Source organism: Shewanella sp. 10N.286.51.B2, assembly GCF_041469265.1.
GTDB lineage: Bacteria > Pseudomonadota > Gammaproteobacteria > Enterobacterales > Shewanellaceae > Shewanella.
The window spans coordinates 1-15,582 of sequence record NZ_JBFRKH010000012.1 but is presented as its reverse complement, the minus strand read 5'-3'; the positions used below and the strand labels follow the sequence as shown (position 1 = coordinate 15,582).

Genomic DNA, 15,582 nt, shown 5'->3' with positions numbered 1-15,582 from the left:
AAGGCCAGAAAGCCCTAGCGCTTTAGCGCGCTTAGGACTTCAATGGCACGCTTTCTCGCCATGGCATGTTCAACTATCGGACTGGGGTAGTGCAATTTAGCAGACGAAAACTCACGTTCAAAAGCAAATAACTCGCCGTTAGCATTGATATCTTGCTCACTTATTTCATTGCTGTTTATACCATCACAACTCAAAGTATCACCACTGAATATAGGCTGATGAATTTGCTTTAAACTCACCGAGGCCAACTCTGGAATATAATGCTTGATAAAACTGGCATCGGGGTCAAATTTACTACTTTGATTCATCGGATTAAAAACCCGAAAATAAGGCTGGGCGTCACAGCCCGTACCAGCAGACCATTGCCAACCGCCATTGTTGGCAGCCAAGTCACCATCGATAAGGTGCTGTCGAAAATAGCGCTCGCCCCAACGCCAATCCACCAACAAATGCTTAGTTAAAAAGCTCGCCACCACCATGCGCAAACGATTATGCATCCAACCGGTTTGATTTAACTGCCTCATTGCGGCATCAACAATGGGAAAGCCGGTTACGCCGTCACACCAAGCTTTGAACTCTTGGGGATGATTACGCCAATTTACTTTGCTGCCATTTTCATTAAAGTTTTTGCCTTTAGACAAATCAGGAAATGCCACTAACAGGTGCCGATAAAACTCACGCCAAGCCAACTCATTCACCCAGGTTTTAGCAGGACTAGTATCATCCACTAATGCATCTGGAAAACGGTTCAATACTGAGGCGAGACATTGGTTAGCACTAATCACCCCGATGGCTAAATAAGGCGATAAACGGCTGGTACTGTCTAAGGCAGGAAAGTCTCTTTCTGCTAAATAATCCTGTAAATTATTAGCGCAGAAACGGTCTAAAATGCCTTTAGCGGCAGCCTCGCCTGCAAGCCAATGCTGACTAGAGACTTTGGGGTAATCAAATGCAATTGTCTTTGGAGCCTTAAGCGCAGGCCCCATAGCCGCTGGCACTGCCACAGGGGCAATTCGCCTAGATGACACTATCTCACGCCAGGTTTTAGAAAAAGGGGTAAACACCTTGTACATCTTGCCTGCAAGATTAGTGACCTCCCCTGCAGCAACAATGCAATCTTGAGCGATAAACTGGATAGGTACACCAATATCAATCAGCTGTTGATCGCGTTTACGTTCATTAAACTCGGGTTCCTGGGTGGCAAATACCTGATCTATTTGATTATCGATTAGGTATTGCGGCATCCAGTCCATAACATCGTCGAACCAAGGTAAGGTTATCACCTCCAACTCAACCCCTAATGCAGCTAGACTTTGGGCTAAAAGGTTGACATGGCGCTCAATAAAATCCACTTGAATCGGCGCGACATCATGACTTTTCCACTGCTCAGTACTGGCAATAAAAATCGCTTTAACTTGACCATTTGTTTGACGAGCCAGCTCAAAAGCTTCAACAACACTATGGTTATCAGCAAGACGCAAGTCTTGCCTAAACCAAATTAAGCTATTCATTAATACAACCTCTTAGCTAAAGTCTTATCTGGTTTACGCCAACCGCAGGGTTAATACGACCACGTTTATTACAACTTAGTAAGCGTAGCGTAACCTGAGTTCTTCTGGATGCGGATTTAAATACACCTGCCCTTCAATATAAGGGGTTGGGTGTTCGCGTAAATAATGGTTAATTAAGGTTATTGGCACCAATAAGGGTAATAGTCCTTCGCGGTATTTCATTATCGATTCGGTAAGCTCTTCTTTTTGATCTTTAGACAGATGTTTTTTGAAATAGCCCTGAATGTGCTGCAAGGTACTGGTATGGTTTTTTCGCGTCGCTTTGATCTTTAACGCCGTCATAAAGCCTTCAAAATAGGTTTGTGCTGTGGCCTCAAGATCATCAATCTGCGCTAAGATTGGCCCTAAATCACGATACCATTGTGGGCTGTGAGCCATTAATAGGTATTTATAACGGGCATGAAACTGCATGAGTTTGTGCTTAGTCCAGCCTTCAGCTTGCAAGCAATGCCATTCATGGTAAGCATAGACGCGGGTAATAAAGTTCTCTTTTATCAAAGGATCATGTAGCCGCCCTTCTTCTTCCACGGGTAAATGGGGATAGGTCTCCATTAATTTTCTTGCATAAACTCCCACACCAGATTTAGTGCCATTATTGGTACCGTATTTATACTCAATCACCCGCTCCATACCGCAGGTTGGCGATTTAGCGCAGAGAATATAACCACCAATAAAGTTGAGTTCCTTAACCCGCTTTTCACTAAACTCAGCAAGTTTGTCGGTAACATCGATACTGCCATCAGCACTTTTAACGAATATTTTATCGCCATCAAGTTCTTGTCTAATGGTTTTACGGGGGGTTCCCATTCCAATGGCCATTTCAGGGCACACACTGATGTAATCGAAAAATGGCGCCAAATCTTTATTACAATAATTAGAATTTTTATGGCCGCCATCAAATCTTACTTTTTGCCCTAACAAGCAACTACTAATACCTATTTGGATTTTCTCTGAGTTAAAGATTTCTGTATTCACTATACAACTCCTTGTGGCGACTACTTATGGCGTAGAAATATTTACGATTACTATCATTAAATAGATCATCTTTTTTTATTGATATTAGTCCTGAACTCAATTTAAGCAATCACTCTTTTGCAGTTAATTTTCAAGAAGTTCTGACTAAGGTTAACAATGCTAAGGTAAACATAGAAGTATTGTCCCACCCCATAAAAAAAGGGCTACGCAATATCTGCATAGCCCTTCTAAAAATGTTTTTCGCTTGAGTTAATACGCCTCGCTTTAAGCCGAGTGTTTTTGCCCAAACTTCTCTAAGCCCCAAACTAAGCTGATACCAACAATTAGACAAATAATCGCAGCGGTTAATTGAGATGGCTCACCAGTTATTTGCTCAAACTGCATTGGCGATAAGTTTTGTTCAGTGAGTGCCACCAGCTCACCACTGGAATTTTCACGCCAAGTGAGGACTTCTTTCCATGGCCAGATTTTACCTAAGGTGCCTAACATTAACCCAGTTAAAAACATCAGTGTTTGATCATGAAACTTACGTAGCATGGCTGAAAGCACATGACTAAAGCTCAGTAAGCCCACAACACAACCACAGGCAAAACAAGCCAGCATTAAAATATCAAAGCCTTTGGCTGCAGCTAATACGGCTGGATACATACCTAATAGCAACAGAATAAAACTACCTGAAATACCTGGTAAAATCATCGCGCAAATGGCAATGCAGCCAGATATAAAGAAGGTAAAATAACTCACTTCAAGCTCAATGGGATTAAGCACTGTGATAGCCCAAGCAAAGGCGACACCTAAGATAAATAATGCCACTTGGAGCAAGTTAATCCCTTTCACTTGCTTAAGCATATGAACAACAGAAAATAAAATCAGCCCGAAAAAGAACGACCATACCGGTATAGGATGATTAGATAACAACCAAGAAATGAGTTTTGCCAGCGTGAAGATACTGGTTAGGATCCCGCCAAACACACAAACCAAAAAAGGGCCATTAATGTGCATGAAAGCCGCTTTAAAACCTTGCTGCTTAATAATGCCAAAAAGTGAAGGATTAATTTTACGAATCGCATCTAATAACGGGTCTAAAATGCCCGTAATAAAAGCAATTGTGCCGCCAGAAACGCCAGGTACAACATCGGCTGCGCCCATCGCCATGCCTTTGAAGTAATTTAATAAATGATGCAAAACCAATCCTTATTAATAAAATGAACACACCTTAGAGGTGAGAAATACAAGCTTAAATACCTGATAAAACCTTATCTTAAAGCCAGCCGATAAACATCTTATGTTGGACGTTTATAAACTGAAAGTCATGTGACTTGGTTAGCAGTAACAGCATATAAAACAAATTATACCTGCACTAAGCTCAGTGAAGGAATATATCTTTTATCAATATCATTCGCTTATGTGCAAGCCGTTACAAGGATGTTAAACTCAAACCCCAAAAACTCATCTGACCAGATAAAAATAAAACCAGATGGCTGAAAACAACATTAATCCTACGTTTAGAATCATTAAAGGACTGCTATGAGTCACGATAAACCCAATCACGTATTAGCCTTGTATCACAAAGTCACTAAATACCCTTTCGGTAATAAAATATTCTCAATGATGGTATCAAGAACAGCGCCCTACTTTGCTACCGTGCGCCCTCTCGTGACCGCATTAAGAGTGAACCACTGTGCTGTTTTAGTTAAAAAACGTCGCGCGGTACACAACCACATAAAAACCGTGCACGTAATTGCTATTTGTAATGGTTTAGAGATGGCCATGGGCGTGATGGCAGAAGCGTCTATTCCAAAGCATTTACGCTGGATCCCAAAAGGCATGTCGGTTGATTACAGCGCCAAAGCAGGCACAGATATTTTATGTGTCGCCGAAGTCACCCCTGAGCAATGGCAAGTGGGCGATATGTTAGTACCGGTTAATGCCTATGATACTGAAGGCAAAGTGGTTGTTCGTGGCAGTATCAAATTATGGATTTCAGAAAAACCCGCTAAGTAGTCTCAGCTAACAGTCTGTATCAATTTTAACCGCAGGCTGTTAGTCTTTTATTACAATAATTAATCAACAAAGATATGAACTCGAAATGGATCCTTCAACTCATATTAATCGCCCTAATGCATTAACCTCAGATACACTTCAACAGCCACCACCAGCGTCATTAACCATTAATGAAAGTCACGGTAATCGCAATGCCAATATGGATGCCCTCAGAGGCATCGCCATTATTGGTATTTTGTTCATGAACATTTTTTTTATGAACAATAGCTTTTATGGCTATGCGCAGCATTACCCTCAAATTCAATCAGACATCATTTTAGAAGTCTTTAGTAATTTCTTCCTTGAAGGGCGCTTTATTTCGCTGCTATCTATCCTATTTGGCGCTGGATTATATATTCAATATAAGCGCTACGAGGCGGCTAGTTTAGTGGCCTACCCATTAATAAACGGCGCATAATATGGCTTGCAGTATTTGGTTTACTCCATGGCATTTTTATTTGGGGCGGCGATATATTACTCAGTTATGCCTTTAGTGCATTTTTAGCCCTGAATTACCTCAACGGCGATATCACCCAGTTAAAAAAACGGGCTAATCAATTTATTGTTGGCTCGCTGCTCGTTATGGCCTTGCTGAGCTTGTTAGTAGAGCCAGAGTATTATTATCGCGGCTCTGAATTCCACCTTCAGCAGCTGCAAGCATGGTCTGCAAATTATAGTGACATAGTGTTATTACAACTTAACCAAGTCGGTTACATGTTACTGATTATACCGTTAACCTTAATGTGGTTTTTAGGGGGGCTAATGATGTGGGGAATGGCACTTTATCAACAAGGGGCATTTGAACATGGATTAGAGCGGACAACCTTAATCAAGTGCGCTATTGCGGCCATTATATTATCAAGCCTAGATAGCCTGTTAAGCTTCAGTTCAAGCGCTATTTTAGTTGAGTTTTCAGCAATAGTGATGATGCTAAGTGCAATTCCTATGGCATTGATTTACTTACACCTTATAGTAAAAGCCTGTCAAGATTCCACTCACGTGCTCGCGCCTTTTCAAGCTGTGGGAAAGCTGGCTTTTAGTTGTTATATTTTACAATCCATCATAGGTGTCAGCCTATTTCGTTATCTTATGCCTGAGCTTAACGCCAGCCTTGATAGAGTTGACTATATCTTAATTGCACTTGGCTTAAGTGGGCTGCAATTACTGTTAGCCCCGCTTTATTTGCGCTATTTTAGCCAAGGCCCGTTAGAGTCACTTTGGCGTAAGCTGGTTTCAAAAAACTGACTGGGTAAAAACTAGCTGTTAAGCTGATATTTAAAATGAAAGTTGATACTTTGGAATAAAAGGATTCATGACACTGATGAAAATATTTGCACTAATCAGCTTATGCTTGATGGCACTCTTTAGTTATAGCATTTGGCCATTTTTGGCAATTTATGTTGCCGCTACAAACCTGTTGAGCTTTTTGATTACATGGCTTGATAAACGCGCTGCTGCAAATCAAACATGGCGAACACAAGAGCGCACTTTACACCTCTTTGCCTTACTCGGTGGCTGGCCAGCAGGGCTTTTGGCTCAACAAACATTTAGGCACAAAACCCAAAAAACACCTTTTAAGTGGATTTACCTCTGTAGCATATTGATTAACATTTTGGCTTTTTCAGGATTAGCCTACCTGCAATATCAAGGGTTTTAACAGCGCTGCAAGCTTATATCGTATGTTTGTAAACAGCCAACTAACCTGTAGCTGTTAAAAACATGATTTAGCCGTAAAAATACCTAGCTGCACTTTACCCACTGCACTTGGGTGAGTACCATTCATTTATTGCTAGCAACCATAAGAAGAAGTTATGAAAATCATTTTGTCCGTTTGTGTGATCGCAGGGATCATCTTTTACTTTTACACGCAATCAAACAATGAAAAAGCCTCGAAAGAGAACATCATTAAAGGCAATGCTTTCTTATTAGAAAATGAAAAAAATCCAGATGTCGTTACCACCTTGTCAGGGCTACAATATGAAATAATGCATAAAGGTGATGCAACTGAGCATCCAAAAGCGACTGACACAGTGACCGTTCATTATCACGGCACACTTATCGACGGTACGGTATTTGATAGTTCGGTTGAACGTGGTGAAAGTATCGACTTCCCACTAAATCGGGTTATTCCTGGCTGGACTGAAGGGGTGCAATTAATGTCAGTGGGCGATAAGTTCCGCTTTTTTGTTCCTAGCAGCTTAGCTTATGGCAATCGCTCGGCAGGTAAAATCCAAGGCGGTTCAGTACTCATTTTTGAAGTTGAGCTATTAGCAATAAACTAAGAATGAAATCAGCTAAAAATCTACTCTGACTAAAGATCACAATTTAAGTGGCTAAGTTTAGACGGCTAAGTTTAGACAACTAAGTTTTAGCGACTAAGTTTAAGCCTCTAGGTTTAAGGTTTAAGGTTTAAGGTTTAAGCGCCAGAAAATAAAAATCCCTTATAGCCAAGCTACAAGGGATTTTTTATTGGTTCATCTATATTGTTTATCGCAACTCACTAAATAGTGATGTCGATATCTAGCTTAGCCCAAATGGATCATCAATTGATTTAGCCGGCTGGGTGAACCACACAGCGCCAGATTCAGTCATATAAAAATGATCTTCGTGTCTAACGCCAAACTCACCTGGTACACATAACATCGGCTCGTTACTAAAGCACATTCCTGCTGCTAGCTGGGTGTGATCGTTTAGCACTAAATAGGGCCATTCATGAATATCTAAGCCAATTCCGTGTCCGGTGCGATGGGGTAAACCTGGCACATCATAATCGGGGCCAAAACCTGCATTAACGATTACTTCTCGAGCCGCTTTATCAACGCTTGCACACGTTGCGCCAATAGTCGCAGCTGCAAACGCCGCCAGTTGCGCTTGTTGCTCTAAATTCCATAATTCACGTTGGCGCTCACTTGGCTCACCAAATACATAAGTGCGGGTAATATCTGAGTTATAGCCGCCTAGCTGACAACCGGTATCAATCAATACCGTGTCGTTTAAATCCAGTGTTTTAGGCGACTTAACCCCATGGGGGTAAGCGGTATCTTCGCCAAACAATACAATGCAAAAATATGAACCTGCTGGCGCGCCAACCTTGATGTGGGCTTGATGGATAAAATCTTCCACTTCTTTGGTGCTAATGCCTTCACGTAAGATACTAGCGGCAGCAATATGAACCGCTAAGGTCATGTCCTTAGCTCGTTGCAACAAGGCCAGCTCCGCTGGCGATTTAATCATTCTACAACCGGCAGTGATGCTTTTGGCATTCACATAATTGAGTTGATCATTGGCGCTGCGAATACCATCAAAAATAAAGAAAGCGCTGGCTTCATCAATGCCCACCTTGCCAGCATTAATGCCTTTATTTGCTAGCATGTCGGCAAATAACTGAAAAGGGCTTTCATCTTCTTGCCAGGTATTCACCTTGCCCTTGACGGCCATATAACCTTGTAAGGTATCAAGCTCAAATGCAGGGGCAATATATTCAAGCTCACCGCAGGCAGGAATAATCGCCCCAACCATACGCTCGCTAGCATACCAGCGAGTACCGGTAAAATAGTACAGGTTAGTGCCAGCATTAATGTAGATGGCTTCAATGCCTTGTTGCTGCATTAATTGCTGTGCTTGGCTAATTCGCTGTTCAAACTCTCCTACCCCAATAGCAGCCACATCATGGGTCATATCTGACAAACTCGCTAATGCTTGTTGTGGGGTTTGGGTTCCGACTCCGACTGTCATAGTACGCTCCGATAATTAATGCTAGATAAGCAAATTTTATTCTATTAGTGATCCGATAATCCGCATAGTGTAAACTTCAACCACAAAATGTATACAATATAAATTATCAATTGTATTTCAACATTACACTCGCTGCGGTTACCCTGCAGATGATGACTATCGTCAGCGCTTTGTTTGAAAATAAACCGCCGTTGCGATAATCGCTTTACCTTAATAAGACTGAATCAATCAGCCACCTCCAATGGAGCAACCATGCCAGATACGATCACTCAGCGCCTTGACGCCATTCGCCAAACCATGTCGCAACAAAATCTCGATGCTTTTATTATTCCCCGAGCAGATGAATACCTCGGTGAATATGTCCCTGAGCGCAATGAAAGGCTGCATTGGGCTACTGGTTTTACCGGCTCGGCGGGCATGGCTATTATTTTAAAAGACACGGCCGCTATTTTTGTTGACGGTCGTTACACAGTGCAAGTGGCACTGCAAGTTGATGCGCAGTTGTTTAGTTATGAAAGCCTAACGGATACGCCGCAAATTCAATGGCTGATTGATAAGTTAGCTCAAGGTAAACGTGTTGGCATAGATAGCCGATTACATACCTTAGCTTGGTATCAACAAGCACAGCATCAATTAACAAAAGCTGATATTAGCTTAGTGTCAGTTGCTGAAAACCCAATTGATATCCATTGGCAGCAACGCCCAAAACTACCAACAGAGCCCATTACCTTATTCAGCCATGAGGGTGCAGGCCATAATAGCCTTGATAAACGCCAACAAATTGGTGACATCGTTGCCAAGCAAGGCGCCGATATGGCATTGATTGCTGCTTTAGACTCATTTTGTTGGTTACTCAATATTCGTGGTAACGATGTGCCAAGATTACCCGTCACCTTAGGCTGCGCGTTACTGAGTGCCAACGGTGATATGACCTTATTTGCAGATAGCAACAAACTGCCCCAAGGCTTTACTGAGCATGTTGGCGCTGGTGTTGAATTTAAAGATGAATCATTGTTAGCTGAAGCGCTTAAGCAACTTAACGGCGTAAAACTGCTGGCTGATCCTAATACCACCAACGCTTGGACTCAGCTAACCGCAAAGCAAGCTGGGGCAATATTAGTCACAGGTTCAGATCCTGTCGCACTACCAAAAGCACAAAAGAATGCCGCCGAGCTCAGCGGTATGCGGGCATGTCATATCCGTGATGGCGCAGCAGTAAGTCGTTTTCTTGCTTGGCTTGATATGGAAGTTGCCGCCAACCGTCTTTATGATGAAGCCCAGCTTGCCGATAAACTGGAATCATTCAGATTAATTGACCCGCTTTATCGTGAGCCAAGCTTTGATACCATTTCAGCCACCGGTGCTAACGCCGCTATGTGTCATTACAATCATAATGACGCCACGCCAAGTCAAATGACCATGAACAGCATTTACTTGGTAGATTCTGGGGCGCAATACCTTGATGGCACCACAGATGTCACCCGTACTATTGCCATTGGTGACGTCAGCGCTGAGCAACAAAAAATGGTCACCTTAGTATTAAAAGGTCATATTGCCCTTGATCAAGCCAAATTCCCTAAAGGCACATCAGGCCAGCAGTTAGATGGCTTTGCTCGTCAGTACTTGTGGCAACATGGTTTTGATTATGACCATGGCACAGGCCATGGCGTAGGACATTTTTTAAGTGTTCATGAAGGCCCGCAGCGCATTGGTAAAAACGTGAATGGCGTGCCATTATTGCCAGGTATGGTGTTATCCAATGAGCCGGGGTATTACCGCGCTAATGAATTTGGTATTCGCATTGAAAACCTAGTGGCTGTGCTCCCATCACCAAGCCTAGTTAATGCTGAGCGTGAAATGCTGGAGTTTGATGCCTTAACACTAATCCCTATTGATAAGCGTTTAATTGATAAATCCTTACTCACTCAAGCTGAAATTGATTGGTTAAATCGCTACCATCAAAAAGTGTTTACCACCTTATCAACTATGCTCACAGGTGATGACCTTGCATGGTTAACTGAGGTAACGACTGAGCTTTAATATAACTCAGTCATTATCCCCATACTTGCCCAATTTTAAGCCATTTAAATTGGGCATTTTTGTTTTCAGAGCCCGCTTCTAATTGCCATAACGTCGCCATAATCATGCCCTAAAAACTGACCACAAAACTTAGTTAAGAATTAATCAAAAAACTTTGTTATACTCCGCCGCCGCTGATCCATTAGCGAACTTTAAAACCCATGTTAAAATGACATGCTAAGTCGTTTTGGTACTAGCACGATGAACTATACTCAGGCAGGTTGAAAACTAATATTTTTAGTTAACTAGCCACTGAACTGTTGAATGACGTGATAATGATAGGAACAAGATACCAATGAAATTTGAATCTTTTAGCTTCGCCCCAGAAATATTAAGTGCGATCGCTGATTGCGGGTATAAAACTATGACACCCGTTCAACAACAAGCTATTCCAGCAATTCGTCGTGGCCAAGATGTACTTGCCAGCGCCCAAACCGGTACTGGTAAAACAGCCGCATTTGCATTACCTATGCTGCAAAAAATGGTTGAAAACCCACGTGAGTTACAGCATTCAAATACCCGCGCGTTAATCTTAACCCCGACGCGCGAGCTAGCTGCTCAGGTTGCTGACAATATTGCTGATTACAGCAAGAACATCAACATGGAAGTACTGACCATTTATGGCGGCGTAAAGCTGACTAGCCAAGCGCAAAAGCTTAAACGTGGTGCTGACATTATTGTAGCAACCCCAGGGCGTTTACTTGAGCATTTAAACGCATGTAACTTAAGCCTTTCAAATGTTGAGTTTTTAGTCCTTGATGAAGCTGACCGTATGCTGGATATGGGCTTTAGCACCGACATTCAAAAAATTCTTCAAGCCGTGAATAAGCAGCGTCAAAACTTATTATTCTCAGCCACCTTCTCAACCTCAGTTAAGAAGCTTGCTAACGAAATGCTTGAAAAGCCAGTGGTCATTACTGCTGACAAACAAAACACCACCGCAGATACCGTAAGCCAAGTGGTTTATCCCGTTGAGCAGCGCCGTAAGCGTGAATTACTATCTGAATTGATTGGCACTAAAAACTGGCAACAGGTGTTAGTCTTCACTGCAACCCGTGATGCTGCAGATAAGCTAGTGAAAGAACTTAACCTTGATGGTATTCCGTCAGCTGTGGTTCATGGCGAAAAAGCCCAGGGCAGTCGACGCCGTGCATTACGTGAATTTGTTGAAGGTAAAGTACGTGTGCTAGTTGCAACCGAAGTTGCCGCTCGTGGATTGGATATTCAAGATTTAGGCTATGTTGTTAACTATGACTTACCATTTCTTGCTGAAGATTATGTGCACCGTATCGGCCGCACCGGACGTGCAGGTAAATCAGGTACCGCAATTTCATTTGTGAGCCGCGAAGAAGAGCGCACCTTACATGATATTGAAAAATTAATCGGTCAACCAATTCGCCGAATTACTGCGCCAGGTTATGAAGTTGGCAGCCGTGAATTACTGTTAAAGCAAATTCAAAAGCGTCGTAGCTTTGCGAAGAAACAACAACGTGCTGATAGCGCGGGTGAGCAAGTTGTCGGTGAGCGTAACATGCAAGGTCGCCGCGTAACGGTAGGTAAATCAACCAGTACCGTTAAGTACAAAAAACTGAAGTAATCATCCCTTTATTATTTCAATATTAAGGCGCTATTAGCGCCTTTTTTTATGCCTAAAAACCAATAAGTAACTCATTATTCGCTTTAAGTAAGTTCGATGAAATAAAAACTGTGGTGATCAGGTCTAATCATTGTCGCCGTAACAGCGAATATTATAACCAGTATAACTCGGCGATAAGAAGTGCCAATTAGGGCGCTCACTAAGATCATCACTTTAATTGATTATGGATTTCAGCATGTTAAAAAAACTTATATTAGTCGTCGCAATGGCCTTATTTAGCTTACCTTCAATGGCTAAACCTATTGCTAGCGATGAATACCACGTCATGCCATTAATGAATGGACAACAAATCCCGAACCTTGACCTTAAAGATGTTGCCGGCAATAAGGTTAACCTACTAGCATTAACCGCAGCTAAGCCCACTATCTTCTTTTTCTATCGTGGCGGTTGGTGCCCATTTTGTAATGTTCAAATGGGCCAACTTAAAGCTATTGAGCCTAAATTAATTGAAATGGGTTTTCAATTAGTGGGGATTTCACCTGACTCACCCGCTAAACTTAAAGCCTCAATGAATGACAATAAACTGGATTACCTATTGCTATCAGATGAAAATATGACCGCATCCCAAGCATTTGGTATTGCCTTTTATACCAGTGAAAAAGTCACTAGTATGTACCGCGCCAAGCTCAGTGTTGAAAATACTCTTTGGACCACACCTGCAGGTGAGCAGCGCTTAGTCTTACCAGTGCCTGCAGTTTATCTGGCAGATAAAACCGGCTTGGTACACTTTCAATACATAAATCCAAATTATAAAGTGCGCCCCGCACCTGAGCTTATCTTAACCGCGGCTAAATTACTGCAAGGGCAATAATTTGCAGCAGCAATAACTCGCCTTTGCTACAATAGCCTCGCCGCACTTCCCATTTTTCTGCGGCGGAGTTATTTATGCAAAATACAACACAAGCACCAACATACAACCAAGCGATTTTGGCCCTAGCTGAAGCAGGGATTAAAGCCTTGCAAGAGTCTGCATTAAAGCAAAAAGCCAAGCGAACCCCTGCCCAAGAAAGTCATTTTCTGTGTGCATGGATGGTGGAGTCATTACGGGATAAGCGCTTTCCTAAAATGGTTGCAGATGATCTCAATAGCTGGATCCGTATGGCTCGCAGCCAAGGCGCTGGCGCCATGTTACCGCAGCTACTGCAACGTATCGCAACTCAATACCAACAAGTGCTCACCACGACCTTATCTGAAAAAGGCGCAATCGATGCGCTTATCGAGCATTTAGATAGCAACGAATGGTTTGTTATTACTGATACTGCGTTTTCAGACTCAGGTGCCAAAAAGCTCAAACTGGCGGGTAATGGTCAATCGAGTATGGTGATTTGTGAACATCAGCTGTCGCACTATTTTGATGTAGATAGACTCATTAAGCCTTTAGCTATCTATGTGCGTGGTGATGAGCAATATTTTGCCGAGCAAGCGCTCAATAAAGGGCTATTGGTTAGCCAAGGTAATAAAAAAACCAGTCTTATCAAACATCATAAAACCTATTTGGTATACCCAAACAACCAGTTATCAGAGTTATGTTTATTAGTAGAGTCGCTGGCTTAACTCGCTAATTAACTGCTGTAACGAAAAGCGCTAACTTAATGTCGGCGCTTTTTTTTGTTTCTGGTTGGGTTTCTTAAAGAGTTTTAAGATGATGTTTAGCCGAACATTTTAGAAAGGGTTTTAGAAACGGCTTTAGAATGGGTTAAGGCTATAGCCTTGCTCCGCCAAAATAGCATGGGCCGTCATTGCTGATAACGCCATTTCAACTCCAGGCAATAATGCTTGATTACTAAGGTTGTAATACGCTGCGCTTTGACCACAAATATAGACCTTCACCCCATATTCAGTTAATTGCTGTACCAAAGCTTTATTGGCATTTTCGATGGGCGCAGCTAAGCCGTGTTGCTGGCGATAATAGCCATCATCAGCTAAGTCCCCAACGGCGCTGCCATGTACGACCATAGCTAAATTAATATCTTTAGATTTAACCCCTGCAGCCTCATGCATATTAATAAATCTAGCAAGGGTATTTAAACTGCGATTAACCTCACCAACCTTAGCCGCTTTGCTCATATCAAAAGCGATATTAAATTGCATGCCTTTTGGCAAGGCCAGTTGGCTGTCAATTGTCGCGATTTCGCCATAGCCTTTTATCACAGTTCCAGCTTTAAAGGCCTCTTTTCCTGCCATAGCAGCACTAGAGGTTACCAATAGTAAGCTAACCATCAGCAATTTGAGACTTGATATTTTGTGCATCTTTTATCCTTATTGATTGCATTATGACAAAGCTATCTTGAAACGCTGCATTTAGCTATAATAGCCCTCAAATTTTTACCCCTGTAAATAAATTGCTCAGGGGTATCAATCTCAAAAGCTGCGTAATCAAGTATCAATGCTTAACCGCCAGCTTATCTTAGTCGTATGTGTTGCTTAGCAAGCTAATGTTAAGCCGCCAAACTCAGGAGTTTCCATGGCTCGCCAAGTCATTTATACCTTTAAAGGTAAAACCAAAACAATCGCATTCAGTTACGATATACATCATGACCTATACGAAGCTGCGGCTGAAGCTGAAGGTATTGATTTAACCAACTTCTTGGCTATGGAACAGCAAATTGCAATGACCTCTAAAAAAGGGGCTAAAGCAGAAAAAGATTACCGTAAAACCGAGTTTGCCCGTTTCGGTTTTAGTAGCATCAAATTTGTTCGTGATGATGACGAGCAAAGCTAACAGTCAAAAACTAACCGCTAAGAGTTAAGAGTTAAGCGCATTTGTATTAGTGGCATCACCAATTATTAGTGACAACAACAATAAAAGGATTTACATGATAAATTCAGACCACGCTAATTTCCCTAGAGCCAGCTTTATCCGCCGCTGTGGCGCCATAATATATGACTCATTATTGGCTGTAGCCGTATATATGGTTGCCGGTGCCATTGGTTTTGGCCTGTTTGTCGGCCTTACCAGCAGCGGCGTTATTTCAATGGATGGTTACGAGCACATTGCAGATGCACTGCATCAAACCCCACTGTATAAAGGTATTTATCAGTTATGGGTCGTACTTTGTGTCGTCGCTTTTTATGCCTTATTTTGGAGCCGCGGCGGTCAAACATTAGGGATGAGAGCATGGCGCTTAAAAGTGCAGCACCCTAATGGACAAAACTTAAGTTTTGTTACTGCGCTTGCCCGCGTGGTGTGGTCACTGGCTGGTATTGGTAACTTATTTATTCTTATCAATCCTGATAAACAGGCCCTACAAGATAAAATGACCCAATCAGAAGTCGTAGTACTGTCGGTTGAAGCGAACCAAATGCGCAATTGGCGCGGCGCTTAAACTAGCGGCACAAACTAATGCCATAAACTAGTGCCATAAACTAGTGCCATAAACTAGTACCATCAAAGAACACGCCGTAATCCTATGGGTTACGGCGTTTTTTATTGGTGCTGTAGAACATCAAGCCGCTAACATGGCGCAGCGATTTGGGCTAAGGCTCAAACTAAAAGCAGAACTAGAGGTAGAGGTAGAGGTA

At 42.3% G+C, this 15,582-nt stretch carries 16 protein-coding genes; 11 read left to right on the top strand and 5 right to left on the bottom strand.

The window, feature by feature from the left end:
• Nucleotides 1-14 precede the first annotated feature (14 nt).
• The 3 genes from AB4140_RS02780 to AB4140_RS02770 all read right to left on the bottom strand — a co-directional run bounded on the left by AB4140_RS02780 (nt 15) and on the right by AB4140_RS02770 (nt 3,731).
• The gene (locus AB4140_RS02780) at nt 15-1,511 is read right to left on the bottom strand and encodes a deoxyribodipyrimidine photo-lyase (protein ID WP_102531379.1); all 1,497 of its coding nucleotides are present in this window, start codon (nt 1,509-1,511) and stop codon (nt 15-17) included.
• Between the two features lie 75 nt (nt 1,512-1,586).
• Nucleotides 1,587-2,546: a YbgA family protein gene (locus AB4140_RS02775; RefSeq protein WP_371999719.1), complete on the bottom strand. Its 960-nt coding sequence runs from the start codon at nt 2,544-2,546 to the stop codon at nt 1,587-1,589.
• 264 nt (nt 2,547-2,810) lie between these two features.
• Entirely contained in the window at nt 2,811-3,731 is a 921-nt protein-coding gene (locus AB4140_RS02770; protein WP_371999717.1) for a DUF368 domain-containing protein, read from the bottom strand.
• A gap of 342 nt (nt 3,732-4,073) precedes the next feature.
• On the opposite strand from AB4140_RS02770, the gene AB4140_RS02765 reads away from it, so the two are divergent.
• The 5 genes from AB4140_RS02765 to AB4140_RS02745 all read left to right on the top strand — a co-directional run bounded on the left by AB4140_RS02765 (nt 4,074) and on the right by AB4140_RS02745 (nt 6,871).
• Nucleotides 4,074-4,550 (top strand): hotdog fold domain-containing protein, encoded by a 477-nt coding sequence (locus AB4140_RS02765; RefSeq protein WP_102438779.1) that lies wholly within the window; start codon nt 4,074-4,076, stop codon nt 4,548-4,550.
• Between the two features lie 85 nt (nt 4,551-4,635).
• Nucleotides 4,636-5,007 carry a hypothetical protein gene (locus tag AB4140_RS02760; protein WP_371999714.1) on the top strand — a complete coding sequence of 124 codons (372 nt, stop codon included), beginning with the start codon at nt 4,636-4,638 and terminating at the stop codon, nt 5,005-5,007.
• A 164-nt stretch (nt 5,008-5,171) separates the two neighbouring features.
• Entirely contained in the window at nt 5,172-5,834 is a 663-nt protein-coding gene (locus AB4140_RS02755; RefSeq protein ID WP_371999712.1) for a DUF418 domain-containing protein, read from the top strand.
• A 67-nt stretch (nt 5,835-5,901) separates the two neighbouring features.
• Entirely contained in the window at nt 5,902-6,246 is a 345-nt protein-coding gene (locus AB4140_RS02750) for a DUF1294 domain-containing protein (RefSeq protein WP_371999710.1), read from the top strand.
• Between the two features lie 154 nt (nt 6,247-6,400).
• Entirely contained in the window at nt 6,401-6,871 is a 471-nt protein-coding gene (locus tag AB4140_RS02745; RefSeq protein ID WP_102475551.1) for an FKBP-type peptidyl-prolyl cis-trans isomerase, read from the top strand.
• 238 nt (nt 6,872-7,109) lie between these two features.
• Here the strand turns inward: AB4140_RS02745 and AB4140_RS02740 are convergent, their stop codons facing one another.
• Nucleotides 7,110-8,324, bottom strand: a complete 1,215-nt coding sequence (locus AB4140_RS02740; RefSeq protein ID WP_371999708.1) for a M24 family metallopeptidase — start codon at nt 8,322-8,324, stop codon at nt 7,110-7,112.
• 252 nt (nt 8,325-8,576) lie between these two features.
• On the opposite strand from AB4140_RS02740, the gene AB4140_RS02735 reads away from it, so the two are divergent.
• The 4 genes from AB4140_RS02735 (at nt 8,577) to AB4140_RS02720 (ending at nt 13,614) form a co-directional block, all read left to right on the top strand.
• On the top strand, nt 8,577-10,364 hold the full coding sequence (locus AB4140_RS02735) for an aminopeptidase P family protein (protein WP_371999706.1): 1,788 nt from the start codon (nt 8,577-8,579) through the stop codon (nt 10,362-10,364).
• 334 nt (nt 10,365-10,698) lie between these two features.
• Entirely contained in the window at nt 10,699-12,000 is a 1,302-nt protein-coding gene (locus AB4140_RS02730) for a DEAD/DEAH box helicase (RefSeq protein ID WP_076541129.1), read from the top strand.
• Nucleotides 12,001-12,235: 235 nt separating this feature from the next.
• Nucleotides 12,236-12,871 carry a peroxiredoxin-like family protein gene (locus AB4140_RS02725; RefSeq protein WP_102438788.1) on the top strand — a complete coding sequence of 212 codons (636 nt, stop codon included), beginning with the start codon at nt 12,236-12,238 and terminating at the stop codon, nt 12,869-12,871.
• Nucleotides 12,872-12,945: 74 nt separating this feature from the next.
• Nucleotides 12,946-13,614 (top strand): DUF2913 family protein, encoded by a 669-nt coding sequence (locus AB4140_RS02720; RefSeq protein WP_102438790.1) that lies wholly within the window; start codon nt 12,946-12,948, stop codon nt 13,612-13,614.
• Between the two features lie 132 nt (nt 13,615-13,746).
• Here the strand turns inward: AB4140_RS02720 and AB4140_RS02715 are convergent, their stop codons facing one another.
• Nucleotides 13,747-14,310 carry a DsrE family protein gene (locus tag AB4140_RS02715; protein WP_102438792.1) on the bottom strand — a complete coding sequence of 188 codons (564 nt, stop codon included), beginning with the start codon at nt 14,308-14,310 and terminating at the stop codon, nt 13,747-13,749.
• A gap of 214 nt (nt 14,311-14,524) precedes the next feature.
• On the opposite strand from AB4140_RS02715, the gene AB4140_RS02710 reads away from it, so the two are divergent.
• Together AB4140_RS02710 and AB4140_RS02705 are read left to right on the top strand one after the other, a co-directional pair.
• Nucleotides 14,525-14,782: a DUF2960 domain-containing protein gene (locus AB4140_RS02710; RefSeq protein WP_102438794.1), complete on the top strand. Its 258-nt coding sequence runs from the start codon at nt 14,525-14,527 to the stop codon at nt 14,780-14,782.
• Between the two features lie 94 nt (nt 14,783-14,876).
• Nucleotides 14,877-15,386 carry an RDD family protein gene (locus AB4140_RS02705; protein ID WP_102438796.1) on the top strand — a complete coding sequence of 170 codons (510 nt, stop codon included), beginning with the start codon at nt 14,877-14,879 and terminating at the stop codon, nt 15,384-15,386.
• Nucleotides 15,387-15,582 lie beyond the last annotated feature (196 nt).

Coding starts and splice junctions, on each gene's coding strand:
- AB4140_RS02730 (WP_076541129.1), top strand. CDS start 10,699: ATGAAATTTGAATCTTTTAGCTTCGCCCCAGAAATATTAAGTGCGATC.
- AB4140_RS02780 (WP_102531379.1), bottom strand. CDS start 1,511: ATGAATAGCTTAATTTGGTTTAGGCAAGACTTGCGTCTTGCTGATAAC.
- AB4140_RS02715 (WP_102438792.1), bottom strand. CDS start 14,310: ATGCACAAAATATCAAGTCTCAAATTGCTGATGGTTAGCTTACTATTG.
- AB4140_RS02760 (WP_371999714.1), top strand. CDS start 4,636: ATGGATCCTTCAACTCATATTAATCGCCCTAATGCATTAACCTCAGAT.
- AB4140_RS02745 (WP_102475551.1), top strand. CDS start 6,401: ATGAAAATCATTTTGTCCGTTTGTGTGATCGCAGGGATCATCTTTTAC.
- AB4140_RS02705 (WP_102438796.1), top strand. CDS start 14,877: ATGATAAATTCAGACCACGCTAATTTCCCTAGAGCCAGCTTTATCCGC.
- AB4140_RS02755 (WP_371999712.1), top strand. CDS start 5,172: ATGGCCTTGCTGAGCTTGTTAGTAGAGCCAGAGTATTATTATCGCGGC.
- AB4140_RS02735 (WP_371999706.1), top strand. CDS start 8,577: ATGCCAGATACGATCACTCAGCGCCTTGACGCCATTCGCCAAACCATG.
- AB4140_RS02750 (WP_371999710.1), top strand. CDS start 5,902: ATGACACTGATGAAAATATTTGCACTAATCAGCTTATGCTTGATGGCA.
- AB4140_RS02720 (WP_102438790.1), top strand. CDS start 12,946: ATGCAAAATACAACACAAGCACCAACATACAACCAAGCGATTTTGGCC.
- AB4140_RS02710 (WP_102438794.1), top strand. CDS start 14,525: ATGGCTCGCCAAGTCATTTATACCTTTAAAGGTAAAACCAAAACAATC.
- AB4140_RS02765 (WP_102438779.1), top strand. CDS start 4,074: ATGAGTCACGATAAACCCAATCACGTATTAGCCTTGTATCACAAAGTC.
- AB4140_RS02725 (WP_102438788.1), top strand. CDS start 12,236: ATGTTAAAAAAACTTATATTAGTCGTCGCAATGGCCTTATTTAGCTTA.
- AB4140_RS02740 (WP_371999708.1), bottom strand. CDS start 8,324: ATGACAGTCGGAGTCGGAACCCAAACCCCACAACAAGCATTAGCGAGT.